Origin of the sequence: Pseudideonella sakaiensis, assembly GCF_048320135.1 — a bacterium.
Lineage (GTDB): Bacteria > Pseudomonadota > Gammaproteobacteria > Burkholderiales > Burkholderiaceae_C > Ideonella_A > Ideonella_A sakaiensis_A.
Map to the genome: position 1 here is coordinate 5,171,187 of NZ_CP182947.1, position 24,247 is coordinate 5,195,433.

Consider the following 24,247-nt stretch of genomic DNA (forward strand, 5'->3'; position numbering starts at 1 on the left):
AGATGAGCAAATCCAAGTTATTCAGCGTCGTGCTCGCCTTCGGCGCGCTCGGCCTCTACCCGCTGGTCGCCGGCGACTATGGCCTCGATCTGGTCACGAAGATCATGATCTACGCGATCCTCGCGCTCAGCCTCGAACTGCTGGTCGGCGGCACCGGGCTGGTCTGTTTCGGGCAGGCGGCATTTTTCGGCATCGGCGCCTATGCGGCGGTGATGTTGTCGCCGCAGGACACCTCGCCATCGGTGCTGTGGCTGCTGCCGGCGTGCATGATCGCCGCTGCGGTCTATGCGCTGGTCGTCGGCGCGCTGTCGCTGCGAACCAAGGGCGTCTACTTCATCATGGTGACGCTGGCATTCGCGCAAATGGCCTATTTCGTCGTCCACGATACGCCGATCGGCGGCGGCACCGACGGCATCTACCTGTACATGACGCCGGTGCTCGGCAGCGTCCTCGACCTCGGCCAGTCGATGACGCAGTATGTATTCACACTGGCTTGCCTGATCGCCGTTTTTGCCTTCCTGGGGCAGCTGCTGCGCTCGCGCTTCGGCCGCGCGCTGGCCGGCATCCGCGTCAACGAGCAACGGATGCGCGCCACCGGCTTCACGACCTATCCGTACAAGCTCGCTGCCTTCGTGATCTCCGGCGCGATCGCCGGGCTGGCCGGTTTCCTGTTCGCGATCAAGGACGGTTATGTCAATCCGGAGATGCTGAGCTGGCACCTGTCCGGCGCCTTGCTGATCATGATCATCCTCGGCGGCATCGGCCACCTGCGTGGCGCACTGATCGGCGCTTTTGCCTTCGTGCTGCTGCAGGAATTCTTCAAGTCCGACGCGGTGTTCGGCGCCTTTGCGAAGCATTGGCACCTCGGCCTCGGCCTGACGATCATCATCAGCGTCGCACTGCTGCCGCGCGGGCTGATCGGCGTACCCGACCAGATTCGCCAGCGGCTGGCCGGCCGCGGCAACCGCCAACCGGAGGTGCGCAATGACGTCGCCTGAAGTGCTGCTGCGCGGCCGCGAGATCACCCGGCGCTGGGGAGGCCTGGTGGCCGTCGACAAGGTCTCGATCGATCTGCAGCGTGGCCATGTCCATGCGGTGATCGGCACCAATGGCGCCGGCAAATCGACGCTGATCAATATCCTGTCGGGTGAAATCGAGCCGTCCGAAGGCAAGGTCGAACTGCTCGGCAAGGATGTCACCGGCTGGTCGCAGCCGCGCCGCGCCAGTGCCGGCCTTGGCCGCAGCTACCAGCGCACGACGATTTATCCGACTTTCAGCGTCTTCGAAAACTGCCGGCTTGCCGCGCAGGCGCGCACGCCGCGGCCGTGGGCGATCTGGGAAAGTGCTGCGTCCTGCAAGCGCAGTGGCGAGGCCGCGCGCGTCGCCGCTGGCCGGGCCGGCCTCGACGATGTGCTCGAGCGCGAAGCCGGGCTGCTGTCGCACGGCCAGAAGCGCCAGCTCGAGATCGCGATGTGCCTGGCCACCGATCCCGAGGTGCTGCTGCTCGACGAACCGCTGGCCGGCATGGGCGCCGAGGAAACGGATCGCATGCTGGCGCTGCTCGCCGAGTTGAAGCAAGGCCACGCGATCCTGCTCGTCGAGCACGACATGGATGCCGTGTTCCGCATCGCCGATGAAATCACCGTGATGGTCAACGGCGCGGTCGTTGCGACCGGCAACCCCGACGAGGTTCGCAACAGCCCCGAGGTTCGCGCGGCCTACCTTGGGGAGGATCATTGAGATGAAAGTCCGCGCGATGCTGCCGCTGTGGGAGCGGCCTTTGTGGGAGGGGCTTCAGCCCCGATTCGGGCTGCTGCCCCACCATCCAATCGGGGCTGAAGCCCCTCCGACGGACACGAGCACAAGTGCAGCCTTGAAATGAGCACCACTGACCTGATCGTCGATGCCCGCGATGTGCATGCCTGGTACGGCTCCAGCCATGTGCTGCACGGCGTCAATCTGCAGATCGGCCGCGGCCAGACGGTCGGGCTGCTTGGCCGCAACGGCATGGGCAAGAGCACGCTGATCCGCACCTTGCTCGGCCACGTGACCCAGCGCTCGGGCCACATCAGCTTTTTCGGCGAAGACATGTCGCGCGCGAAGCCGTATGAAGTGGCGCGCCGCGGCGTGGCTTATGTGCCGGAGGGCCGCGGCGTCTTTCCGAACCTGTCGGTGCGCGAGAACCTGGTGATGGCGGCGCGCGAAGGCCGCGACGGCCGCAAGGACTGGACACTCGATCGCGTGCTCGAGACCTTCCCCCGGCTGCGCGAACGCATCGGCAACCAGGGCAACCAGTTGTCCGGCGGCGAACAGCAGATGCTGTCGATCGGTCGGGCGTTGATGACGCATCCGGATCTGATCATCCTCGACGAGGCGACCGAGGGCCTGGCGCCGCTGATCGTCGTCGAGATCTGGCGCGTCGTCGCCGAGATCCGCGCCAGCGGCATCGCGACGCTGATCGTCGACCGCGACTACCGCAAGGTGTTGTCGCAGGCCGATCGGGCGCTGGTGCTGCAGAAGGGCCAGGTCGTGCTCGAAGGCACGGCCGACGAGGTCAGGCGCAGCAACGAGCTCGCGGCCTTTCTCGGCGTCTGAGGGGCAAGGCGATGGCCGGGGAAGAGCAGACCAACCGCGAGCGCGGCCATTACCGCCATTTCCAGTCGATCTCGACGCGCTGGATGGACAACGACATTTATGGCCATGTCAACAACGTCGTCTACTACAGCTTCTTCGATACCGCGGTCAACCGCTACCTGATCGATAGCGGCGCGCTCGACATCCACGACGGCGCCTCGATCGGCCTGGTGGTCGAGACCCATTGCAACTATTTTGCGCCGCTTGCCTTTCCGGAAACCGTCGACGCTGGCCTGCGCGTCGCCCGCATCGGCCGCTCCAGCGTGCGCTACGAGGTCGGCCTGTTTGCGGCTGGCGCCGAATCGGCAGCCGCCGCCGGCCACTTTGTCCACGTCTACGTCGACCGGCAGACGCGGCGGCCGGCAGCGCTCCCCGATCTGCTGCTGCGGGCGCTGCAGCCGCTGCTCGTGCAGTCCTGACAGGCGCGGCGACTGCGGGTGGCGGCCGGCCCCCGATGGCGCTAGCATCGAAACCCGCGGACTTCGAGAGGACGGTCATGATCCGCAAGCTGCACCACAACGCCTACCGCTGCCGCGACTCCGAGCAGACGCGCCGCTTCTACGAGGATTTTCTCGGCCTGCCGCTGGTCAAGACGCTCGACATCGGGCAGACCAAGACCGGCCGCGACACGAAGGCGCTGCATACCTTCTACCAACTCGACGACGGCTCGCACCTGGCCTTCTTCGAGACCGACGACCTGCCGTTCGAGTTCAAGAATCAGCATGACTTCGACCTGCACATCGCGCTCGAAGTCGACGCCGATGTGCTGCCGACAATGCTCGCGAAAGGGCGCGAGCACGGCCTCGAGTGCCGCGGACCGTCGGACCACGGTTTCATCGATTCGATCTATTTCCGCGATCCGAACGGCTACGTGATCGAACTGTGCGCGAAGCGCGCCGACCACGACGAACAGATGGATCCGGCGCGCAATGGCGCGCGCGAGATGTTGCAGCGCTGGACCGAGCGCAAGGCGGGCGATTCCGCCAACCCAACCGCAAAGGAGGCACCATGAAGCTCTACATGCATCCCGTGTCGACCGCGAGCCGCCCGGTGCGGCTGCTGCTGGCGGAAAACGGCATCGAATGCGACGAGGAGGTCGTCGATATCCTGCAAGGTGCGCACCACGGCGAAGCCTATGTCTCGATCAATCCGAATCGCTTGGTGCCGATGCTCGAGGACGGCGATCTGCGGCTGACCGAAAGCTCGGCGATCCTCAAATACCTGGCCGACAAGTACGACCTCCCGAGTTATCCGAAGGACCTGAAGCAGCGCGCCAAGGTCAACGAGATGATGGACTGGCTCAATACCCAGCTCTACCAGAGCTTCGGTTATGGCGTCGTGTATGCGCAGCTGTTTCCGCACCACCGCCGGCGCAGCGACGAAGCCCATGCCGGCGCGATCGCCTGGGGCCAGCAACAGGCGAAGAACTGGCTGCAGATCCTCGACGACCACTGGCTGGGCCCGGACAAGCCCTATCTGTGCGGTGACCAGCTGACGATTGCCGACTATTTCGGCGCGTCGGTGGTGTCGATCGGCGAGTGGATCGGCTGCGATTTCGCTGCCTATCCGAACATCAGCCGCTGGCTCGCCAACATCAAGGCGCTGCCGTCATGGGGCAAGGTCAACGAGGTCTTCGACGGTTTTGTCGCCGCGAACAAGGGCAGGGAGTTCGTTCGCGTTTGAACGGGCGCGGCTCAGCGGTCAGCGGATCGCGCGGTCAGATCGACCGCAGCGGCGTCGATCAGCCGCTCGACCACGGCAGGATCGTCGATCTGCTCGATCGCCAGCAGTGCAAAGCGCGCGAGAAACAGCTGCGCCTGCGGCTCGCCGAGTTCGGTCATCGTCGTGCACAGCCGGGTATAGGCGGCATCGCGGTCGCGTTCGTTCATTGCGGCATCTCCTGGCCGGGCGTTGATGGCAAGCCGAGTGCAGCGGTGATTGCCGGCTCGACCTCTTGCGGATCACACGCCAGCCAGCGCGCCAGCACATGCCCGTCGGGACGCAGCAGGTACAGGCTGCCGGGTGCGGCGCCGTACATCGGGAACAGGCGGCCGGTGTGGTCGTGACCGTCGACGCCGCTGCCCGGAGTGGCGGCAGTGCGCGCCAGCACCCGCAGCACGAACGGAATGCCGCGCGTATGCAGCACCTGCTCGACCTCGCGCAGTGTTGCCGGCACCTCGCCGCTGTCGCTGAAATACAGCGCGGCAAAACCGGGCCCGGCCAGGTCGCTGAGGTAGCCTGCTCGGGATGCGCCGTCGGCCAGCAGCGTCAGCGGGGATTCGAGAAAAACTGCGCCGGGTGCCGGACCACTGGCAAATGCCGCCGACGCGGCTGCCGCGGCATTCAGCGGTGAACTGTCGTAGCTGATCGCCGTCGTCTGGCGCGGATTGATCAGCGACTGCAGCGCCGGATGCCGCGCAGCCAGCCCGAGCACCGCGCTGCGCATCAGATCGAATGCAAACGACGGTGGCGCCATGAATTCGGTGCTCTTGCTGCCGTGGCTCAGGTTCTCGTGGGCGGCGGCGACACGTTCGTCGGAATAGCTGTCGAGCAGCGCATCCCCTGCCAGTCCCTTGACGACCAGCGCCAGCTTCCAGGCAAGGTTGTCGGCATCGTCGATGCCCGAATTGGCGCCGCGCACGCCGAAGATCGGCAGCAGGTGCGCGGCGTCGCCGGCGAACAGCACGCGGCCGTGGCGGTAGCGATCGAGCGTCAGCGCATTCGCCTTGTAGATCGTGATCCAGATCGGCGCCCAGGCACCTCGCTCGCCCATCATCTCGAGCAGGCTTTCGACCCTCGGCATCACGTTTTCCGGTTTTATCGCGTCGGCCGGATCCTCGCCGTCGCGCAACTGGTAGTCGATGCGCCAGACATTGTCCGGCTGCTTGTGCACCAGCACCGTCGAGCCCGGATTGCACGGCGGGTCGAAATAGGCGAGGCGTTCGGTCTTGCGGTCGGTCTCGAGCAGGATGTCGACGATCACATAGCGGCCTTCGTAACTGGTGCCGTGCAGCGCGAGGCCGAGCGACTCGCGGATCAAGCTGCGCCCGCCATCGGCAGCGACCAGCCAGTCGGTCTCGAGCGCGTAATCACCGGCCGGGGTCGTCACCGATAGCCGGGCGCCGTCGTCGCTTGTCTCGATGCCGCTGACGCGTGTCTGCCAGCGGATGTCGATCAGGCCAGACAATTCGCGTGCGCGGTCGAGCAGGATCTGTTCGATGTGGTACTGCGCAAGATTGACCATCGGCGGCAGCTTCTGGTTTTCGTCCTGCGGCATGTTGAACTGCAGCACCTGCTGGTCGCGGTAGAAGCTGCGGCCGCCGGTCCACGGCAGGCCGATCTTCATGAAGCCGTCGAGCGCGCCGAAGCGTTCGACGATCTGCAGGCTGCGCCGCGAGATGCAGATCGCGCGGCTGCCGGCGCAGACCGAATCGTCGGCCTCGAGCAGCACGACCGGCACGCCTTGCGTCGCCAGCCCGAGCGCGGCACACAGGCCGACCGGGCCGCCGCCGACAACCACGACGCGGTGGCGCTGCGGCTCGACGCCGTCGTGCAGCGGCGGCAACTGCGCCGCGTGCCGGGTCGGCTCGAAGGGGTAGGGTACAAAGTTGCGTTCCATTGCGCGGTTCATCCTTCGCCGGTGGCCGTCGCGGCGATGCCGAATTCCGCAGCCAGTGTTCTGGTCGCGCGTGCCAGCAGCGCGGTGTCGATGCCGACCGCGACGAAGCGGGCGCCGATTGCCAGATAGTGGCGTGCGGTGTCGTTGTCGTCGGTCAGGATGCCGGCGGCCTTGCCGCTGGCAGCGATGCGGCGGATCGCATCGTCGATCGCGGCCTTGACCTCCGGATGGCCCGATTTGCCGCGGTGGCCCATCGACGCCGCCAGATCGGCCGGGCCGATGAAGACGCCGTCGACGCCGTCGACCGCGCAGATCGCATCGAGGTTCTGCAACGCGGTGGCCGTCTCGGCCTGCACCAGCAGGCAGGTTTCGTCGTTCGCGACATCGATGTAGTCCGCATGCAGGGCCCAGCGCGAGGCGCGCGCGACCGCCGGCGCGACGCCGCGGATGCCCTGCGGCGGGTAACGCGTCGCGGCCACCGCAGCCGCAGCCTGCGCGGCGGTGTCGACCATCGGCACCAGGATGGTCTGCGCGCCGACGTCGAGCACCTGCTTGATCAGTGCCGGATCGCCGTTGACGACACGCACCACCGGATGCGCGCGGTATGGCGCAATCGCCTGCAACTGCGCCAGCACGCTGCGCACATCGTTCGGCGCATGTTCGCCGTCGACCAGCAGCCAGTCGAAGCCGGCGGTTGCGCACAGTTCGGCGGTATAGGGCTGCGCCAGGCTCAGCCAGAGGCCGATCTGCTGGCGGCGCTCGGTCAGTGATTGCTTGAAGCGGTTGCGCACGGCGGTTCTCCTCGGCAGACGGTTGAGCGGCAGCATGTTGTTGCCGGGCATTGTGATTGCGGCTGAATGCAGCGTCGGCGAAACACGACCCCGCGCGCACCTTTTACGGGGGCAGCCGGCAAGAGCGAGCGGCCTGACACCGGGTAATCCCCAGGTGGTGATGCGCCAGATGTCACTATACTAATGATCAGCGTACTGATGATTAGAGCACAGAACAGAGAGGCGAGCGAATGACATCGACCAATCCAGACCTTCCCGTGATCGTTGCCGGTGGTGGCATCGGCGGGCTCGCCGCCGCACTGGCGCTGGCCAATCGCGGACTGCCGGTCAAGGTGCTCGAACAGGCCGCGGAGATCGGCGAGATCGGCGCCGGCATCCAGCTCGGCCCGAACGGCTTCGCCGCCTTCGATGCGCTGGGCATCGGCGACGAGGCCCGTGCGCTGGCCGTCTATACCGACGAGATGGTGATGCACGATGCGCTTGACGAGACGCTGGTCGGGCGGATTCCGGTCGGCGAGGCGTTCCGCAAGCGCTTCAAGAATCCGTATGCGGTGATCCACCGTGCCGACATGCATTTGTCGCTGCTGCACGGCGCGATGGCATCGGGCCGGATCGAATGCCTGACGTCGACTCGGGTCGAGCGCATCGAGCAGGATGACAACACGGTCACGGTGATCGACACGAACGGCGGTCGCCATCTCGGCCGCGCGCTGATCGGTGCCGACGGCGTCAAGTCGGCGGTGCGCCAGCAATATGTCGGCGACGAGGCCCGTGTCTCCGGCCATGTCGTCTACCGCGCAGTGGTTGACCGCAACGAGTTTCCGCAGGACCTGCAATGGAATGCCGCGGCAATCTGGGTCGGCCCGAATTGCCACCTCGTCCATTACCCGCTGCGCGGCGGCGAGCAGTACAACGTCGTCGTCACCTTCCACAGCCGCGACAAGGAGGAGTGGAGCGTCACCGAAGGCAGCCCCGACGAGGTGCTGAGTTATTTCGAGGGCATCTGCCCGAAGGCGCGGCAACTGATCGAATTGCCGAAGGACTGGAAGCGCTGGGCGACCGCCGACCGCGATCCGATCGGCCAATGGGTATTCGGCCGGGTTGCGCTGCTCGGCGATGCGGCCCACGCCACGCTCCAATACATGGCGCAAGGCGCCTGCATGGCGATGGAGGATGCGGTGACGCTCGGCGAAGCTTTGCGGGTGCACGACAACGACATCGCCAAGGCCTTCGCGCACTACCAGCGATCGCGGGTCGCGCGCACCGCCCGGGTCGTGTTGTCGTCGCGCGAAATGGGGCGCATCTTCCATGCGAAGGATGTCGAGCGGCTGGTCCGCAATGATTTGTGGAAAGGCCGCAGCCCCGAACGCTTCTACGATGCGATGGAGTGGTTGTACGGATGGACCGTCGACCGTTGTCTGGCGGAAAAAGGAGACAGGAAATGACTGCCGAATTGGGACGAATCGAAGACCTGCCGGCCGACTATGTCGACGAGTTGCGGTCGCGCAACCTGGTGCCGTTGTGGCCGAGCCTGCGCGCGCTGCTGCCGCCGGCCAGGCCGAAGGTCAATACGCAGGCGACGCACTGGCCGTATGCGGCAATCCGGCCGCTGCTGATGCGCGCCGGCGAGCTGACGCCGATCGAGAAGGCCGAACGGCGCGTGCTGGTGCTGGCCAATCCGGGCCACGGCCTCGACAAGATGCAGGCCAGCGCGGCGATGTACCTGGGCATGCAGTTGCTGCTGCCGGGCGAATGGGCGCCGTCGCACCGCCATACGCCGAATGCGGTGCGCATGGTCGTCGAAGGCGAGGGCGCCTGGTCGACCGTCGACGGCGAGAAGTGCGTGATGAAACGCGGCGACCTGATCCTGACGCCGACCGGCCTGTGGCACGAACATGGCCACGACGGCGACGAACCGGTGGTCTGGCTCGATGTGCTCGATCTGCCGCTGGTCTACTACATGGAGGCGAGTTACCACGTCGACGGTGGCCGCCAGCAGGTCAGGCCGGCACATGGCGAACGGGCCTATGCGCGCGGCGGCCTCGTGCCGACGCCGGTCTTCGAGCGCTCGCGCAAGGCCTATCCGATGCTGCGTTATCCGTGGGCCGATGCGCGCGCGGCACTGCAATCGCTGGCCGACGACCAACCCGAACTAGAGGCGGTGCAGATCACCTATGCCAACCCGGAGACCGGCGCGCCCTGCGAAAACATCCTCGGCTTCTATGCGCTGATGCTGCGTCCCGGCCAGAGCCTGCAGCTGCCGGTGCGTTCGCCGGCGATGGTGTTCCACCTGATCGAAGGTGCGGCCGAGCTGCAGAACGAAGGCCAGACCTTCACGCTGGCCGAGGCCGATACCTGCTGCGCGCCGGGCTACTCGGCGGTGGGCCTGCGCAACCGCTCGAGCTCCGAACCCGCCTTCCTGTTCATCGCCGACGAAACGCCGCTGCACCAGAAGCTCGGCGTCTTCGAAATCCGCAACTGACCTCTCACGGAAACAACATGACCCAGCCGAGCTATATCTGGAACCCGCCGCCGCCGCCTTCATTGCCGATCCGCGGCAGGACCGAACGGCTGCCGATCAACCGCATCTTCTGCGTCGGCCGCAACTACCACGCCCACGCGGTCGAGATGGGCCGGCCGGTCGACAAGGCGAAGGAGCGGCCGTTTTATTTCACGAAGTCGCCGCAGTCGCTGGTGCAGTCGGGCGCCACGGTGGCCTATCCGCCGCAGACCGACAACTACCATTTCGAGATGGAGCTGGTGCTGGTCGTCGGCAAGCCGGGGTTTCGCGTCAAGGCCGAGGATGCTCACGACATCATCTACGGTTATGCCTGCGGCCTCGACATGACGCGGCGCGACCTGCAACTGGTCGCCCGCGACAAGGGCCGGCCGTGGGACCTCGGCAAGGACATCGAGGACGGTTCGGTCGTCTCGGAGATCGTCGAGATGCCCGGCCATGTGATCAGCAGCGGCGAGATCGCGTTGACGGTCAATGGCGAGCCGCGCCAGAAATCCGATATCGACAAGCTGATCTGGGATATCCGCGAGCAGATCGCCGACCTGTCGCTGTTTTATCACCTGCAACCGGGCGACCTGATCTTTACCGGAACGCCCGAAGGTGTCGGCCCGGTGGTCGCGGGCGACCGCATTGCCGGGCATGTTGCCGGCGTCGGCGAGATTTCGCTGCAGATCGGTCCGGCCGAATAGCCCAGGCCGCGGGCCGGCGCGCCGGCCCGAAGTTTCAGGTCAAGTCATGCCGTTGCGCGATAGCTGTTATCCGCCGCAGACATTGCCGGACCGTCGTCAGAAACCAACAATCACCCCGCGAGGGCGCCCGGGCCCGGCCTGCACCTGCCCGTTTCGCACCGCATCGAATCCACCAAGGAGACCAGCATGAAATACCGCGTCAAGACCCTGCTCGCCACCGCTGTGTTCGCCGTGTCGCTGCCCGCCGCGATGGCCGCGGATGTCACGCTGCGTTTTCACCAGTTCCTGCCGCCGCAGGCCAATGTGCCGAAGCTTGCGATCGAGCCGTGGGCAAAAAAGATCGAGAAGGAAAGCGGCGGGCGCATCAAGGTGCAGCTGTTTCCGAGCATGCAGCTCGGCGGCAAGCCGCCCGAATTGTTCGACCAGGCCAAGGACGGTGTTGCCGACGTGATCTGGACCGTGCTCGGCTATACGCCGGGGCGCTTCCCGAAGAGCGAGGTATTCGAGCTGCCGTTCATGATCGGCGGCGGTGAGTCGGGCTCGCGCGCCTTCCAGGCCTTCGTCGAGAAAAATGCGATGGACGAATTCAAGGACGTCAAGCTGATCGCCGTCCACACCCATGGCCCCGGGCTGTTTCACAGCAAGTCGCCGATCACGAAGCTGGAGGATCTGAAGGGCATGAAGGTGCGCGGCGGCTCGCGGGTTGTCAACATCATGCTCGAGCAGCTCGGCGCGACGCCGGTCGGCCTGCCGGTACCGGCGGTCGGCGAGGCCTTGTCGAAAGGCGTCATCGAGGCGACGACGATCCCGTGGGAAGTCGTGCCGGCGCTGAAGGTCGAGCAGATCGTGAAGAACCACACCACCTTCGCCGGCGACAAGGGCTTGTATACGCAGACCTTCGCGGTTGCGATGAACAAGGGCGCCTACGACCGGTTGCCGGCCGACCTGAAGAAGGTGATCGATGCGAACACTGGCATCGAGACCGCCGCCTTGTTCGGCCGCGCGATGGACGCCGGCGACGTCACCGGCAAGGCTGCAGCGCAAAAAGCCGGCAACAATATCGTCGCGCTCGATGCGGCAGAGACCCAGCGCTGGGCTCGCACCGCTGCCGGCGTGCGGGCGGTATGGTTCCAGCAGGTCGGCGAGAAGGGCATCGACGGCCCGAAGCTGGCAGCCGAAGCCACCGAACTGATCAACAAGTACCAGAAAAAATAAGTCGCAGCAGCGAAGAGGCGGTCGGCATGAATACGTTCATCTACAGGACCAGCCAGGCCCTGGCCTGGTTCGGTGGTGCGGTACTCACCGCGATGGCGGTCTTGAGTGTCGCCAGCATCATCGGCCGGGCCTTCAGCGGTTTCGGGCTCGGGCCGGTGCCGGGCGACTTCGAGCTTGTCGAGGCCGGCACCGCGATCGCGGTGTTCTGCTTCATGCCGTGGGCGCACCTCAGGCGCGGCCATGCGATGGTCGACCTGTTCTGGAAGGTCTATCCGCCGGCACTGCAACGTGTCTTCCTGATCCTTGCCGACGCGCTGATGCTGGTGATCTGGGTACTGCTGATCTGGCGCATGGGCATCTCGACGATGGACTACCGTGAAAACGCCGAGGTCAGCTTCATCCTGCAGATGCCGGTCTGGTGGGCCTATGCGGTGTCGATGGTGCCGGGCGTATTCGGCTGCATCGTCTATGCATGGCGGCTGCTCGAGGACTTCGGCATCGGCCAGCCGCCGGCCGGCTTCGTGATGGCCCAGGGAGAGCACTGATGGACGCGCTGCAACTGGCGGCCTGGTCGTTCCCGGTGCTGCTCGCGCTGATCTTCATCCGCATTCCGATCGGCCTGTCGATGCTGGTGCTCGGCCTGCTCGGCTCGTGGTACGTCTACGGCAATGCAATGCCGCTGCTGAACCAGATGAAGACGATGGCCTATGGCAGCTTCTCGAACGGCTCGCTGTCGGTGGTGCCGCTGTTCCTGCTGATGGGGCAGTTCGCAACACTCGGCGGCATGTCCAGCGCGCTGTTCAAGGCCGCCGAGGCCTTTCTCGGCCACCGCAAGGGCGGTGTCGGCATGGCGGCGATCGGCGCCTGCGCCGGCTTCGGCTCGATCTGCGGTTCGTCGATGGCGACCGCCGCGACGATGGGCCAGGTCGCGCTGCCCGAATTGAAGCGGGCCGGTTATGCCGGCAGCCTGGCCAGCGGTGCACTGGCGGCCGGCGGCACGCTCGGCATCCTGATCCCGCCGTCGATCGTGCTGGTGATCTACGCGATCCTCGCCGAACAGAATATCGCGAAGATGTTTGCCGCGGCCTTCATCCCCGGCATCCTCGCCGCACTCGGCTACATGGCGGTGATCTGGATCCGCGTGCACCTGAACCCGAAACTCGCCGGCCAGCTCGATCCGATGCCGTGGCCCGAGCGCTGGCAGGCGCTGGGCGCGGTCTGGCCGGTGCTGCTGATCTTCGTGATCGTGATCGGCGGCATCTATACCGGCATCTTCACGCCGACCGAAGGTGCGGCGGTCGGTGCGGTGTGCACCGGTCTGCTGGCCTGGCAGCGCGGTGGCCTGAGCGGCCCGAAGTTGCGCGAGGCCTTCGAGGCGACCGCCAACGGCACCGCGATGGTGTTCATGATCGTGCTCGGAGCCGCGGCCTACAACACCTTTCTCGCGCTGTCGCAGCTGCCGCAGGAGCTCGCCGGCTGGGTCGGCGAGCAGGGCTTCGGGCCCTATACGGTGCTGACCGGCATCCTGCTGTTTTATCTGATCTTCGGCTGCGTGATGGATTCGCTGTCGATGATCCTGCTGACGATCCCGATCTTTTTCCCGATGTTCGTCGGCCTCGATTTCGGCCTGCCGCCCGAGGACGCCGCGATCTGGTTCGGCGTGCTGGTGCTGATCGTCGTCGAGGTCGGATTGATCACGCCACCGGTCGGGATGAACCTGTTCGTGATCCAGTCGATGGCGCCCGGTGTGACGATCCGCGATACCTACCGCGGCGTGCTGCCGTTTGTCGCCAGCGACCTGCTGCGTGTCGTCGTGCTGGTGCTGTTCCCGAGCATCACGCTGTTCGTGCTGCGCTTCTAGCGCGGCGCGGCAGCGCTGCCTTCCAGTGCGTCCTTGGCTGCGCCGACCGGCTCCGGCGCGCGTAATGCGACGCCATTTTTCACCGCCAGCAGTTCGGCCATCACGCTGACCGCGATCTCCGGCGGCGTCTTGCTGCCGATGAAGAGGCCGATCGGACCGTGCAGCCGGCGCAGCGACTGTTCGGTGGCGCCGAAATGCTCGATCAGTCGCTGCCGCCGCGCCTGGTTGTTGCGCCGCGAGCCGATCGCGCCGATGTAGAACGCGTCCGAGCCCAGCGCCTCGAGCAAGGCCAGATCGTCGAGCTTCGGGTCGTGCGTCAGCGCGACCACCGCGCTGCGACGGTCCGGCGCGAAGCGCTGGACCATGTCGTCCGGCATCTCGTGGACGAGGTCGACGCCGGCGACAGACCAGCTGCCGCGGTATTCCTCGCGCGGATCGCAAACCGTGACCGCAAAGCCGTTGAACAGCGCCATCGTCGCGAGGTATTCGGCGAGCTGGCCGGCACCGATGATCAGCAGCCGGTAGCCGGGGCCGAAGCTGTTGACCATCACCTCGTGATCGAGCCTCAGCCCGGTGGGTCGCTCGCAGGCCCGCAGGCTGGCCGAACCGTCGGCCAGCCGCAGCGACCGCTCGACCAGCTGCCCCTGGTCGAGCTGGCCGAGCAACTCGCCGAGCCCGGCCGGGTCGGGGTCGAACTCGAGCAGCAATTCGAGCGTGCCGCCGCATGGCAGGCCGAAGCGATGCGCCTCGTCGGCGCTGACGCCGTAGCGGACGAGTTGCGGCGGACCCGGCGCGATCGGCGCCGTTGCATCGGCGCCGGCGAGGCTGCTGAAGCGGTGCACCAGGTCGTCCTCGATGCAGCCGCCGGAAACCGAACCGACCAGCGAACCGTTTTCGCACAAGGCCATCAACGAACCCACCGGCCGCGGCGACGAACCCCAGGTGCGCACGACGGTGGCCAGCAGGCCGTGTCGGCCGTCGGCACGCCACTGCTGCAGCGTGCGCAGAACGATCAGGTCGATGGCTTCCATCGGCGCATTCTCGCAGCGGCCGCGACGCGATCCGCGGCGGGTGGATGGAGTAGATTCGATTCCTTCACAGCCAGCCGACGGAGCATCCCATGGACGAGGAAACCTTCAACATCAGCACCCGCAAATTCCTGAAGATGGTCGGCGTCAGTTCGCAGCGCGAAATCGAGCATGCGGTGGCCAAGGCAATTGCCGACGGCACGATCAAGGGCAACGAGAAACTGAATGCGACGATGCGGCTGGAGATTGGCGAGCTGAAGCTCGACGTCAAGTTCGACGGCGATATTGCGCTGCAGTGAGCCGGCTGCGCCGACCCGTCAACGACCGCGGGGCTTGTCGTCGGCCGGTGGCTGCGCCAGATCGGCCTTCCGGATGCGCACTGCCTTCGACACCGGCGCTGCGGCCGGTTGCGATGTCTCGGCCGGGCCGGCCAGCGATGCGGCGAGCGCCGATTCAGGCGTCGAATCACCGGAATGGGCCAGCGGCTTCGCCGCGTCGGCCGGCTCGATCTTGACGACTGCAGTGTGCGGCGCGAGCAGCGGCACCAGCTGGCCGTAGATCTTCGGATTGCCGGCCACCACTTCGCGCTGGAACAGGTAGTCGGCCTCGCCGGTGAAATTGCCGATCAGCCCGCCGGCCTCGGTGATCATCAGCGAGCCGGCCGCGATGTCCCACGGGTGCAGGCCGGTCTCGAAGAAGCCGTCGTAATAACCGGCGGCGACATAACAGAGGTCGAGCGCGGCCGCGCCCGGACGGCGGACGCCGGCGCAACGCTGCATCACCGCCTCGAACATCGCCAGATAACGCTGGAAATTGTCGCCCTTGCGGAACGGAAAGCCGGTGCCGATCAGCGATTCGGCGAGCCGGGTCCGCTTCGAGACGCGCAGCCGCTTGTCGTTCAGGTAGGCGCCACGGCCTTTCGATGCATAGAACAGATCGTTGCGCGACGGGTCGTAGACCACCGCCTGCTGGATCTGGCCGCGGTAGCTCAGTGCGATCGACACCGCATACACCGGCAGCCCGTGGATGAAATTGGTCGTGCCGTCGAGCGGATCGATGATCCACAGATAGTCGCTGTCACGGGCGCCGTGCTGGCGGCCCGATTCCTCGGCCAGGATGGCGTGGCCCGGATAGGCGCCGAGCAGTGTCTCGATGATTGCGCGCTCCGCCGCCTGATCGACCTCGGTGACGAAGTCGTTGGTCGCCTTGCTGGTGACCTTCAGCAGGTCGAGGTCCAGCGATGCGCGGTTGATCAGCGCCCCCGCCGTACGTGCCGCCTTGATGGCGATGTTGAGCATGGGATGGAGCGCTTGCGACATGGGGCAACCTGGGGGTGGAGATGCTGGCGGAAAAAAGAACGGCAGCGACGGCGGCCGGTGAGGGCGGGGCGTCGCTGCGGATAATCCCTATTTTATGACGCCAAGTTTTTCTGACGCCGAGCAACCGGTGATGCCCCCAGGCGGCGATACCCGCTTCATCCTTGTCGAGACCAGCCACCCGGGCAACGTCGGTGCGGCGGCGCGGGCAATGAAGGTGATGGGTTTTGCCGACCTGGTGCTGGTCGCGCCGCGCGACCCGCTGGTCGCGCAAAGTCCGCAGGCCGTTGCAATGGCGAGCGGCGCCACCGACGTGGTGCACAACGCCCGGGTCGTTGCCAGCCTCGACGAGGCAATCGACGGCATCGACTACCTCTGCGCAACGGCAATGACACCGCGCGATTTCGGCCCGCCGACCCACGCGCCGCGCGAGCTGCTGCCGCGCATCGCCGGCAGCGGGCATCGGGTCGGCTTCCTGTTCGGCTCGGAGCGTTTCGGCCTCGGCAACCACGATGTCTACCGCTGCCATGCCGCGCTCAGCATCCCGACGCCGCCTGGATACGGCTCGCTGAACCTGGCGCAGGCGGTGCAGCTGATCGCCTACGACTGGCGCTGCGCGCTTGGCGCCTTCGACGTCTCGCCGCGCACCGCCGAGCCGCAGTATGCCGATGCGGCCGCGGTGCGCGGCCTGCTGGCGCATTGGCAGGCGACGCTGGAAAAAATCGGCTTTCTCGACCCGGCAGTCCCGCGCAAGCTGATGCCGCGCCTCAACCAGCTCGTCAACCGCGCCGAGTTGCGGGTCGAGGAAATCCACATCCTGCGCGGCATTGCGCGGGCCGTCGACGAAGCCACAACGCGCTGACGGACCCTTCGCCGCGCACTGCAGGCTTGTAACAAGCGACATACACTGGCCACCGGCAATCGCTGCGCGCGGCCACGCGCATCCAACAACATGTTCGAACGAATCAGAGAAGACATCGCCTGCATAGCAGAACGCGACCCGGCGGCACGTTCCGTCTGGGAGGTGCTGACCTGTTATCCCGGCCTGCATGCGCTGGTGATGCACCGCTGGGCGCATTTTTTCTGGCGCCGCCAGTGGTTCTGGCTCGGCCGCTTCACCTCGCACATCGCGCGGTTTCTGACCGGCATCGAGATCCACCCCGGCGCGACGATCGGCCGGCGCGTCTTCATCGACCATGGCATGGGCGTCGTGATCGGCGAAACCGCCGAGATCGGCGACGACTGCACGATCTACCAGGGCGTGACGCTGGGCGGCACTTCGCTGGCGAAAGGTGCAAAGCGCCATCCGACACTCGGCAAGGGCGTCATCATCGGCGCCAACGCGCAGGTGCTCGGCGGTTTTCTGGTCGGTGATGGCGCCCGCGTCGGCTCCAGCGCCGTCGTCGTCAAGCCAGTACCGGCCGGCGCCACCGCGCTCGGCAATCCGGCGCGCGTGCTGCTCGCCGAGGTCGAAGCCAAACGCGAGGCCACTGCCGCGCGGATGGGTTTTTCGGCCTATGGCGTCACGCAGGGCGACGACCCGGTGGCACAGGCGATGAAGGGCCTGATCGACCATGCGTCGGGGCACGAGCACCAGATCGCGATGTTGTGGCAGGCGATCGAAAAACTGTCGGCACGCTCGCGCGAATTGCCGGGCCAGGACTGCGTGCCGGCCGATGCGCGCAAGACCGAATGTTTCGACGCCGAGAAGCTGAACCAGCTCGTCAAATGAGCCAGCAGGTGGCGGCCCGCTGCTGGACCGGCAGGGACTTTGTGGGAGGGGCTTCAGCCCCGATTTGTCAGCGCATCTCGAGGCCTCATCGGGGGAGGAAGCCCATCCCCTCCCGACTCCTCAAGTCCTGATCGCCGCCTTCGGCCTGAATGCCTTGCAGACCGTCTCGTCGGTATCGAGGTAAGGCCCGCCGATCAGGTCGATGCAATACGGCACGGCGGCAAAGATGCCGTGCACCGGCGGCTGCGCCGAAGGCAGGCCCTGCAGCGTCTCGGCGATCGATTTCGGCTGGCCGGGCAGGTTGATGATCAGCGTCTTGCCGCGGATCACCGCGACCTGGCGCGACAGGATCGCGGTCGGCACGAAATTCAGGCTGATCGCGCGCATCTGCTCGCCAAATCCAGGCATCACCTTGTCGGCGACTGCCAGCGTCGCTTCCGGCGTCAGGTCGCGCGGCGCCGGGCCGGTGCCGCCGGTCGTCAGCACCAGGTGGCAGCCGGCCTGGTCGACCAGTTCGGTCAGCGTCGCGCTGATCTGCGCCTGGTCGTCCGGAATCAGCCGCGGCTCCCATTCGAGCGGATTGCGCAGCGCGCTGGCCAGCCATTGCTGCAGCGCCGGAATCCCCTTGTCCTCGTAGATGCCGCCGGACGCCCGGTCGCTGACCGAGACGACACCGATGCGCACCGTCTCGAGCGGCAGCAGTGGCGGCAGTTCAGGGTTTGTGGTCGAAGTGGCTTCAGTCATCGGCGGGTTTGTCTTGCTGCGCGGAACGGATGAATCGGAACAGCTCGCGAAAGGCCTTGCCGCTGCGCTTTTCGGGCTCGGCCGACGCGTCCTTGCGCGCCGCGCGAACCAGGTTGCGCAGCTGTTGCACATCGCTTTGCGGATAGTCGGCGGCCCATCGAGTCACCGCCTCGTCATCGGCAATCAGTTCGGCGCGCCAATGCTCGGCCTGGTGCAGCGCCAGCGAATCGCGCGCCTGGCCAAGCTGCATCGCGGCGACCGCCTCGCGCAGCGGCTCCGGGTCGACGCGGCGCATCAGCTTGCCGATATATTGCATCTGGCGTCGCCGGCCTTCGTGGCTGCGCGTATTGCCGTAGTCGCGGATCGCATCGCGCAGGCTGTCGGGCATCTCCAGATCGGCGAGCCGTTTTGCCGGCATCTCGACCAGTGCCTCGCCGAGCGATTGCAGATCGTGTGAGGCCTGCTTGCGGCGGGTCTTGCTCGGCCGCGACGAACGAACGTCGTCGGTGGCTTCTGGCAAATCGTCGGATCCGTCGTGGTCGGCCGGTTCGCGGGGTGTTGACGGGGACATGGGCGGAAGCAGCGGCGGCAGCGCGGCCGCAAGCGTGAGGGCTCGGTATCATAGCTTCGCGCCTGCCGAAGCCTGCCTGCACGCGCCTTGCCACAACACCAACCGGCCATTCAATGAACCGACCGATGCAATCCCGACCGACCTCCGACCTGAACGACCGTGCTCAGGCCACGACCAGCCGCGGTGGCGCAGGCGGTGCAGGCAGCGGCTTTGCGCTGAGCCAGCAGCGCTTTCGCGAGCTGGTCGAACAGGCGCTCGCCGGCGCGCGCAAGCTCGGCGCCAGCGACGCCAGCGTCGAGGTCTCCGAAGGTGTCGGGCTGTCGGTCTCGGTGCGCAAGGGTGAACTCGAGAATGTCGAGCGCAACCGCGACAAGTCCTTGAGCATCTCGCTGTACCTCGGTCAGCGGCGCGGCAATGCCAATACCTCCGACTTCTCGGCCGAGGCGATCGAGCAGACGGTGCGTGCGGCCTACGACATCGCCCGCTTCACCGCCGAGGATCCGGCCGCCGGCCTGCCCGACGAGGAAGACCTGGCGAAGGGGGACGAGCTGGCCCGCGACCTCGACCTGTTCCATCCGTGGGACATCGATGCCGAAGGCGCTGCCGAGCTGGCCCGCCGCTGCGAGGACGCCGCGATGTCGACCGACCGGCGGATCACCAATTCGGAAGGCGCCGGCGTGTCGGCGCAGCAGTCGCATTTCTTCTCCGGCAATTCGCGCGGATTTCGCGGCGGTTATGCAGCGTCGCGGCATTCGATCTCGGTCGCGCCGATCGCATCGATCAGCGGCCGGCGCGGCAACGACATGCAGCGCGATGCCTGGTACAGCTCGATGCGCTCCGCGGCCGACATGGCGTCGCCGGAGGCGGTTGGCCGCTACGCCGCCGAGCGCGCGCTGGCGCGGCTCGGCTCGCGCAAGATCAAGACCTGCGAGGTGCCGGTGCTGTTCGAATCGACGCTGGCGGCAGGCCTGCTCGGCGCCTATGTGCAGGCGACCAGCGGCGGCTCGCTGTACCGCAAGTCGAGTTTTCTGCTCGATTCGCTCGGCAAGCAGGTGATGCCCGAGCACATCGACATCGTCGAGGAGCCGCACCTGCCGCGCGGCAAGGGCAGCGCGCCGTTCGACGACGAAGGGGTGCGCACCTGCCGCCGCACGGTCGTCGATGCCGGTGTCGTGCAGGGATATTTCCTGTCGAGTTATTCGGCCAGGAAGCTCGGCATGAAGACCACCGGCAATGCCGGTGGCTCGCAGAACCTGAGCCTGCGCAGCCGGCTGACGCGGCCGGAAGATTCGCTCGAGCAGATGCTGAAAAAACTCGACCGCGGATTGTTCGTGATCGAATTGATGGGGCAGGGCGTCAATTATGTGACCGGGGATTATTCGCGCGGCGCCGCCGGTTTCTGGGTCGAAAATGGCCGAATCACCCATCCGGTGCATGAAATCACCATTGCGGGGAATTTGCGCCAGATGCTGCGCCATATCGTTGCGATCGGTGCGGACGAATACACTACCGGCGCCAAGACCGTCGGCTCGGTGCTGCTGCAGCCGATGAAGGTCGCTGGCTTCAGTTGACTGGGGAAACCCACATTGTTTCGCCAGTTGTGATCCCTAGAATGTTCTGACCTATCACCCACCCAGGAGAATTCATGGAGCGTCGCTCATTTGTCCGCAATGCTGGTCTGGCCGGTGTTCTTGCCGCCGGTGCAGCGCCAGCCATCGTTCACGCTCAGTCGACGATCCGCTGGCGCCTGGCGTCGAGCTTCCCGAAGTCGCTTGACACCATTTATGGCGCTGCCGAGACCATGTCCAAGTTCGTCAAGGACATGACAGGCGGCAAGTTCGAGATCAGCGTCCATGCCGGTGGCGAACTGATGCCGGCATTCGGCGTTGTCGACGGCGTCCAGCAGGCCACCGTCGAGATGGCGCACACCGCGCCGTACTATTTCTTCGGCAAGGATCCGACCTTCGCACTGGGCTGCGCGATTCCGTTCGGCCTGAACTCCCGCCAGATGACGGCGTGGATGGTCGAAGGCAACGGCATGAAGTTGATGCGCGAGTTCTACAACAACTTCAACATCATCAACTTCATCGGCGGCAATACCGGAGCCCAGATGGGCGGCTGGTGGCGCAAGGAGATCAAGTCGCTGGCCGACGTGAAGGGCGCCAAATTCCGCATCGGCGGTTTCGGCGGCCGCGTTTTCGAGCGCATCGGCGGCGTGCCGCAGAACATTCCGGGCGGCGAGATCTACCAGTCGCTGGAAAAAGGCACGATCGATGCGGCCGAGTGGGTCGGCCCGTACGACGACGAGAAACTCGGCTTCAACAAGGTCGCTCCGTTCTACGCCTACCCGGGCTGGTGGGAAGGCGGCCCTGAGCTCGACTTCTACGTCAACAACAAGGCCTACAACGCGCTCAGCGCCGAATACAAGGCGATCCTCGAGGCGGCCACGATGTATGCGGCCACCGAGATGCAAGCCAAGTACGACGCCCGCAATCCGGCCGCACTGAAGCGCCTGGTCGGCGGCGGCGCCAAGCTGTTCCGCTTCCCGAAGGACATGATGGATGCGGCCTTCAAGGAGGCGATGGCGCTGTACGGCGAGCTCGGCAATACGAACCCGGCCTGGAAGAAGATCTACGCCGATTATTCGAACTTCCGCCGCGACTCGAACCTCTGGTTCCGTTTCACCGAAGCCGGTTTCGACGACTTCATGCAGCAGCAGCGCCTCTGACCGGTTCTGCAACGCGACAGCAAAGCCCCGCGCAAGCGGGGCTTTTTTTATGGCCAGTGCGCATGCGTGGCGTGGGGCATGCCGGTGTCGTGCGCCCGCGTGACAGATGGCACCGCCGCGTGGGCAACATTGGAACGGGTTGATTGACTCAGCCCCTGTATCTGCACGCCGCGCGGGTCGCATCGTCGACCGCGGGCTGCGCCGCTGGAAGCGGTTTGCCCTGTGCGGCATCGGCCGTGCCACTGTCGGTTTCCGGCCGCACGCAGTCATCGGCAGCTACGCGGGAGGCGGCGCCGCGCGCAGGCATAAAAAAGCCCCGCGGTGCGGGGCTTCTTCTGGCCGGCCGGTTGGCGCCGGCGCCTGCTGCCCTTATTTCTGATCCTTCTTGATCTGCTCCATCAGGCCCTGCATCGGGTCGAACGGCGCCGGCGCATCGCTGTCGGGCTTGCGGCCTTCGATCGCTTCGCGGCCCATGTCGCGCATCTGCTGCAGTGCGTCTTCGGCATCGATCTGCACGCCCTTGTCGATGTTGCCCGAAACCAGCTCCGGCTTCAGCACGATCGCGGTGACCATGATGACCTGCAGCACGATGAAGGCGATCGATCCCTTGTAGATCTGCGCGGTCGTCACCGCCGGAATCGTCTTGCCGGTCAGGCGGTCGACATAGTCCGATTTCGGTGCGACGCTGCGCAGATAGAACAGCGCGAAGCCGAACGGTGGCGTCAGGAACGAGGTCTGCAGGTTCATCGCCAGGATGACGCCGAACCAGATCAGGTCGATGCCCATCTTCTCGGCCACCGGCGCCAGGATCGGGATCACGATGAACGCGATCTCGAAGAAGTCGATGAACATGCCGAGGATGAAGACCAGCAGGTTGACGACGACCAGGAAGCCGATCTGCCCGCCGGGCAGCTGCGCGAACAGGTGCTCGACCCAGATGTGGCCGTCGGCGGCGTTGAACGTGAAGCTGAATACCGTCGAGCCGATCAGGATGAACATCACGAAGGTGGCGAGCTTCGCGGTGTTGTCCAGCGCCTGGCGCAGCAGCTTCATGCTGAGTTGGCGGCGCATCATCGCCATGATCAATGCACCGAGCGCGCCCATCGCGCCGCCTTCGGTCGGCGTCGCGACGCCGAGGAAAATCGTGCCCAGCACCAGGAAGATCAGCACCAGCGGCGGGATCAGCACGAAGGTCACACGCTCGGCGAGCTTGGACAACAGCCCCATCTTCGTGATGCGGTTGATCGTCGCGAGCGCCAACGCGAGGAACGAGGCGACCGTCATCGACATGATGAAGATCTCGTCGTTCGGCGCCGGCAGCACACGGCCGATCCACGGGTTCATCACCGATTCGTGGATCTTGCTCCAGGCGACGCCGGCGACCGCGCAGATCGCCAGCAGCACGACCAGCGAGCGATGCCCGCTGGCGCCATTGCTTTCACGGTAGATGCGCATTTCCTCCGGCAGCGCCGGCACCCACTTCGGCTTCACCAGCGCAACGATGACGACAAAGGTGATGTACAGGCAGACCAGCAACAGGCCAGGGATCAGCGCGCCGGCATACATGTCGCCGACCGAACGGCCGAGCTGGTCGGCCAGCACGATCAGCACCAGCGAGGGTGGTATCGCCTGCGCCAATGTGCCTGACGCAGTGATGGTGCCGGTTGCAATCGTCCGGTTGTAGCCGTTGCGCAGCATGATCGGCAGCGAGATCAGGCCCATCGAGATCACCGCCGCGGCGACGACACCGGTGGTTGCCGCGAGCAGCGCGCCGACCAGCACCACCGCGATTGCCAGGCCGCCACGCACCGGGCCGAAGACCTGGCCGACAGTCTCGAGCAGATCCTCGGCCATTCCGGATCGTTCAAGGATGATGCCCATGAACGTGAAGAATGGAATCGCCAGCAGCGTGTCGTTCTTCATGATCCCGAAAACCCGCAGCGGCAATGCGCCGAACAGGTTGGTCGGGAACAGGTCCGCTTCCATGCCGATGTAGCCGAACAGCAGGCCGGTGGCCGCCAGGCCGAACGCAACCGGGATGCCGGTCAGCAGGAAAAACAGCAGCCCGCAGAACATCAGCGGGACAAAATACTCGGCAATCAGCGCGGTCATTGACGGGCTCCCTCAGCTGCCTTGGCCTCTTTGGCCTCTTTGGCAGCAAATTCCTTTGCGGCCATTTCTTCTGCGAATTCTTCTTCAGCCGTCTTTTCGTGGCCGTAGCTGAACGGCTCTTCACGCGCGCCGGTCAGGAAGGCGATGCGCTTGATCAGTTCCGAGATCGACTGAACCATCAGGATGCCGAACCCGACTGGTATCAGCAGCACCACCGGCCAGCGGATCAGGCCGCCGGCGTTTTCGCTCATCTCGCCCGAGATGTAGGTCCGCATGAAATACGGCCACGACAGGTCGATCAGGATGATGCACAGCGGGATCAGGAATATCACGATGCCGAGCGAGTCGATGATCGCGTTGGTGCGCTTGCTCAGCTTGCTGGCGATGAAGTCGATGCGCACATGACCGTTGTGCAGAAAGACATAGGCCGCGCCGAGCATGAATACCGCAGCGAACAGATACCACTGGATCTCGAGGAAGGCATTCGAGCCGATGCTGAAGGCCTTTCGCATGATCGCGTTGCCGGCACTGATCAATACCGCTGCCAGAACCAGCCAGCCAACCAACTTGCCAAGGCGATCGTTGATCCAATCGATCGCGGCCGCTATCTTGAGCAGAAACTGCATCGCGTATGCCTCCGTAGGTGGTTCTGGATTCTAGGCACTGACACCCGCTCTGGCCGCGGGGTT

The 24,247-nt window shown here is 65.6% G+C and carries 26 protein-coding genes; 17 read left to right on the plus strand and 9 right to left on the minus strand.

Features of this window, described 5'->3' with window-relative positions:
* Window positions 1-2: 2 nt before the first annotated feature.
* The 6 genes from ACNH6H_RS23705 to ACNH6H_RS23730 all read left to right on the plus strand — a co-directional run bounded on the left by ACNH6H_RS23705 (window position 3) and on the right by ACNH6H_RS23730 (window position 4,317).
* Entirely contained in the window at window positions 3-998 is a 996-nt protein-coding gene (locus ACNH6H_RS23705) for a branched-chain amino acid ABC transporter permease (RefSeq protein ID WP_418320735.1), read from the plus strand.
* On the plus strand, window positions 985-1,740 hold the full coding sequence (locus ACNH6H_RS23710; RefSeq protein ID WP_418320736.1) for an ABC transporter ATP-binding protein: 756 nt from the start codon (window positions 985-987) through the stop codon (window positions 1,738-1,740). Before ACNH6H_RS23705 ends, ACNH6H_RS23710 begins: the two co-directional genes overlap by 14 nt.
* 138 nt (window positions 1,741-1,878) lie before the next feature.
* Entirely contained in the window at window positions 1,879-2,595 is a 717-nt protein-coding gene (locus ACNH6H_RS23715) for an ABC transporter ATP-binding protein (protein ID WP_418320737.1), read from the plus strand.
* 11 nt (window positions 2,596-2,606) lie between these two features.
* Window positions 2,607-3,053: an acyl-CoA thioesterase gene (locus tag ACNH6H_RS23720; protein ID WP_418320738.1), complete on the plus strand. Its 447-nt coding sequence runs from the start codon at window positions 2,607-2,609 to the stop codon at window positions 3,051-3,053.
* 77 nt (window positions 3,054-3,130) lie between these two features.
* The gene (locus tag ACNH6H_RS23725) at window positions 3,131-3,646 is read left to right on the plus strand and encodes a VOC family protein (RefSeq protein ID WP_418320739.1); all 516 of its coding nucleotides are present in this window, start codon (window positions 3,131-3,133) and stop codon (window positions 3,644-3,646) included.
* Window positions 3,643-4,317: a glutathione S-transferase family protein gene (locus ACNH6H_RS23730; protein ID WP_418320740.1), complete on the plus strand. Its 675-nt coding sequence runs from the start codon at window positions 3,643-3,645 to the stop codon at window positions 4,315-4,317. Before ACNH6H_RS23725 ends, ACNH6H_RS23730 begins: the two co-directional genes overlap by 4 nt.
* Window positions 4,318-4,328: 11 nt before the next feature.
* On the opposite strand, the gene ACNH6H_RS23735 is transcribed toward ACNH6H_RS23730, so the two are convergent.
* The 3 genes from ACNH6H_RS23735 to hpaI are packed head-to-tail and all read right to left on the minus strand — an operon-like array spanning window position 4,329 to window position 7,080.
* A complete protein-coding gene (locus tag ACNH6H_RS23735; protein WP_418320741.1) occupies window positions 4,329-4,523 on the minus strand; it encodes a hypothetical protein in 195 nt (64 codons plus the stop codon).
* Window positions 4,520-6,253 carry an FAD-dependent oxidoreductase gene (locus ACNH6H_RS23740; protein ID WP_418320742.1) on the minus strand — a complete coding sequence of 578 codons (1,734 nt, stop codon included), beginning with the start codon at window positions 6,251-6,253 and terminating at the stop codon, window positions 4,520-4,522. Before ACNH6H_RS23740 ends, ACNH6H_RS23735 begins: the two co-directional genes overlap by 4 nt.
* Before the next feature lie 8 nt (window positions 6,254-6,261).
* Window positions 6,262-7,080, minus strand: a complete 819-nt coding sequence (hpaI, locus tag ACNH6H_RS23745) for a 4-hydroxy-2-oxoheptanedioate aldolase (protein ID WP_418320743.1) — start codon at window positions 7,078-7,080, stop codon at window positions 6,262-6,264.
* 194 nt (window positions 7,081-7,274) lie between these two features.
* On the opposite strand from hpaI, the gene ACNH6H_RS23750 reads away from it, so the two are divergent.
* The 6 genes from ACNH6H_RS23750 to ACNH6H_RS23775 all read left to right on the plus strand — a co-directional run bounded on the left by ACNH6H_RS23750 (window position 7,275) and on the right by ACNH6H_RS23775 (window position 13,327).
* Window positions 7,275-8,489: a 3-hydroxybenzoate 6-monooxygenase gene (locus ACNH6H_RS23750; RefSeq protein WP_418320744.1), complete on the plus strand. Its 1,215-nt coding sequence runs from the start codon at window positions 7,275-7,277 to the stop codon at window positions 8,487-8,489.
* Entirely contained in the window at window positions 8,486-9,526 is a 1,041-nt protein-coding gene (locus ACNH6H_RS23755) for a cupin domain-containing protein (protein ID WP_418320745.1), read from the plus strand. The genes ACNH6H_RS23750 and ACNH6H_RS23755 overlap by 4 nt, the downstream gene beginning before the upstream one ends.
* A 17-nt stretch (window positions 9,527-9,543) precedes the next feature.
* Entirely contained in the window at window positions 9,544-10,251 is a 708-nt protein-coding gene (locus ACNH6H_RS23760) for a fumarylacetoacetate hydrolase family protein (RefSeq protein ID WP_418320746.1), read from the plus strand.
* Window positions 10,252-10,437: 186 nt separating this feature from the next.
* A complete protein-coding gene (locus tag ACNH6H_RS23765) occupies window positions 10,438-11,466 on the plus strand; it encodes a TRAP transporter substrate-binding protein (protein WP_418320747.1) in 1,029 nt (342 codons plus the stop codon).
* 26 nt (window positions 11,467-11,492) lie between these two features.
* A complete protein-coding gene (locus ACNH6H_RS23770; RefSeq protein WP_418320748.1) occupies window positions 11,493-12,011 on the plus strand; it encodes a TRAP transporter small permease in 519 nt (172 codons plus the stop codon).
* A complete protein-coding gene (locus ACNH6H_RS23775) occupies window positions 12,011-13,327 on the plus strand; it encodes a TRAP transporter large permease (protein ID WP_418320749.1) in 1,317 nt (438 codons plus the stop codon). The genes ACNH6H_RS23770 and ACNH6H_RS23775 overlap by 1 nt, the downstream gene beginning before the upstream one ends.
* Here ACNH6H_RS23775 and ACNH6H_RS23780 read toward each other — a convergent pair.
* Window positions 13,324-14,358: an XdhC family protein gene (locus ACNH6H_RS23780; protein ID WP_418320750.1), complete on the minus strand. Its 1,035-nt coding sequence runs from the start codon at window positions 14,356-14,358 to the stop codon at window positions 13,324-13,326. The genes ACNH6H_RS23775 and ACNH6H_RS23780 overlap by 4 nt on opposite strands.
* Window positions 14,359-14,447: 89 nt before the next feature.
* Here ACNH6H_RS23780 and ACNH6H_RS23785 point away from each other — a divergent pair, with 89 nt between their 5' ends.
* On the plus strand, window positions 14,448-14,654 hold the full coding sequence (locus ACNH6H_RS23785; RefSeq protein ID WP_418320751.1) for a DUF6494 family protein: 207 nt from the start codon (window positions 14,448-14,450) through the stop codon (window positions 14,652-14,654).
* Between the two features lie 18 nt (window positions 14,655-14,672).
* On the opposite strand, the gene ACNH6H_RS23790 is transcribed toward ACNH6H_RS23785, so the two are convergent.
* Window positions 14,673-15,674 (minus strand): inositol monophosphatase family protein, encoded by a 1,002-nt coding sequence (locus ACNH6H_RS23790; RefSeq protein WP_418320752.1) that lies wholly within the window; start codon window positions 15,672-15,674, stop codon window positions 14,673-14,675.
* Window positions 15,675-15,804: 130 nt separating this feature from the next.
* Here ACNH6H_RS23790 and ACNH6H_RS23795 point away from each other — a divergent pair, with 130 nt between their 5' ends.
* Together ACNH6H_RS23795 and cysE are read left to right on the plus strand one after the other, a co-directional pair.
* On the plus strand, window positions 15,805-16,533 hold the full coding sequence (locus ACNH6H_RS23795) for an RNA methyltransferase (protein ID WP_418321473.1): 729 nt from the start codon (window positions 15,805-15,807) through the stop codon (window positions 16,531-16,533).
* A 90-nt stretch (window positions 16,534-16,623) separates the two neighbouring features.
* Window positions 16,624-17,403: a serine O-acetyltransferase gene (gene cysE, locus ACNH6H_RS23800; RefSeq protein ID WP_418320753.1), complete on the plus strand. Its 780-nt coding sequence runs from the start codon at window positions 16,624-16,626 to the stop codon at window positions 17,401-17,403.
* Between the two features lie 120 nt (window positions 17,404-17,523).
* On the opposite strand, the gene mog is transcribed toward cysE, so the two are convergent.
* Together mog and yjgA are read right to left on the minus strand one after the other, a co-directional pair.
* Entirely contained in the window at window positions 17,524-18,147 is a 624-nt protein-coding gene (gene mog / locus ACNH6H_RS23805) for a molybdopterin adenylyltransferase (protein ID WP_418320754.1), read from the minus strand.
* Window positions 18,140-18,718 carry a ribosome biogenesis factor YjgA gene (yjgA, locus tag ACNH6H_RS23810; protein ID WP_418320755.1) on the minus strand — a complete coding sequence of 193 codons (579 nt, stop codon included), beginning with the start codon at window positions 18,716-18,718 and terminating at the stop codon, window positions 18,140-18,142. Before yjgA ends, mog begins: the two co-directional genes overlap by 8 nt.
* A gap of 125 nt (window positions 18,719-18,843) precedes the next feature.
* On the opposite strand from yjgA, the gene pmbA reads away from it, so the two are divergent.
* Window positions 18,844-20,289, plus strand: a complete 1,446-nt coding sequence (gene pmbA / locus ACNH6H_RS23815) for a metalloprotease PmbA (protein WP_418320756.1) — start codon at window positions 18,844-18,846, stop codon at window positions 20,287-20,289.
* Window positions 20,290-20,363: 74 nt separating this feature from the next.
* Window positions 20,364-21,446: a TRAP transporter substrate-binding protein gene (locus ACNH6H_RS23820; RefSeq protein WP_418320757.1), complete on the plus strand. Its 1,083-nt coding sequence runs from the start codon at window positions 20,364-20,366 to the stop codon at window positions 21,444-21,446.
* A 369-nt stretch (window positions 21,447-21,815) separates the two neighbouring features.
* Here the strand turns inward: ACNH6H_RS23820 and ACNH6H_RS23825 are convergent, their stop codons facing one another.
* On the minus strand, window positions 21,816-23,558 hold the full coding sequence (locus ACNH6H_RS23825) for a TRAP transporter large permease (RefSeq protein ID WP_418320758.1): 1,743 nt from the start codon (window positions 23,556-23,558) through the stop codon (window positions 21,816-21,818).
* Entirely contained in the window at window positions 23,555-24,184 is a 630-nt protein-coding gene (locus ACNH6H_RS23830) for a TRAP transporter small permease subunit (protein WP_418320759.1), read from the minus strand. The genes ACNH6H_RS23825 and ACNH6H_RS23830 overlap by 4 nt, the downstream gene beginning before the upstream one ends.
* Between the last annotated feature and the right edge of the window lie 63 nt (window positions 24,185-24,247).